Below are 608 nucleotides of genomic sequence, written 5' to 3'. Positions count from 1 at the left end.
CGCGGCCGGCCGGCCGCGGCTCGGCCCGCACCAGGCGGCGGGCGAGCGTGCCGGAGGGGCGCAGGGCGACCTGGTCCTCCGTGCGGTCCGCGAGGACCGCGACCAGCCGGGCGCCGGTCCGCGCGTCGAACTCCGGCGGGAGGTCGACCAACCCGCCCCAGCTGTCCGGGAGTTCCATACCGATGACGCGGCCCATGCCCCACAGCTGGGTCTGCACGGGAGCGGTCGTCACCTCGTCCGGTCCGGTCTGCACCGCGCCCCGGGTCAGCAGCCACAGCGGGGCGTCGACGCCGGTCCGGCGCAGCGCCTGGACGAGGTCGACCGTCGCGGCGGTGCCGCGCGGGATCCACGGGTACGCCGGGTCGTGGCCCTCCTCCAGCGCCAGCAGGGACACCACGCCGGACACGGGGCCGGTGACGGCCTGGTCGAGCGTCTCGACGCCGGTCCGGACGACCTGCGCGCCGTGGTCGGCCAGGGCGCGGGCGCACGCGTCGGCCACGTCCCCCTCGCCGACGAGCAGCCAGGTGCCGGACAGGGCCGGTACGGCGGCCGGGTCCGCGTCCGCGGGCTGCCAGCGGATCCGGTAGCGCCAGTCGTCGACGCCCGCC

At 78.5% G+C, this 608-nt stretch carries 1 pseudogene; it reads right to left on the bottom strand.

What is annotated here, in order from left to right:
- Positions 1–608, bottom strand: a pseudogene (locus AE652_RS42690) (polyketide synthase); the annotation flags it as partial.

Origin of the sequence: Kitasatospora sp. MY 5-36 (assembly GCF_001182915.1) — a bacterium.
In the GTDB taxonomy this organism is placed as follows: domain Bacteria; phylum Actinomycetota; class Actinomycetes; order Streptomycetales; family Streptomycetaceae; genus Kitasatospora.
This window is presented reverse-complemented; position numbering and strand designations above follow the sequence as displayed.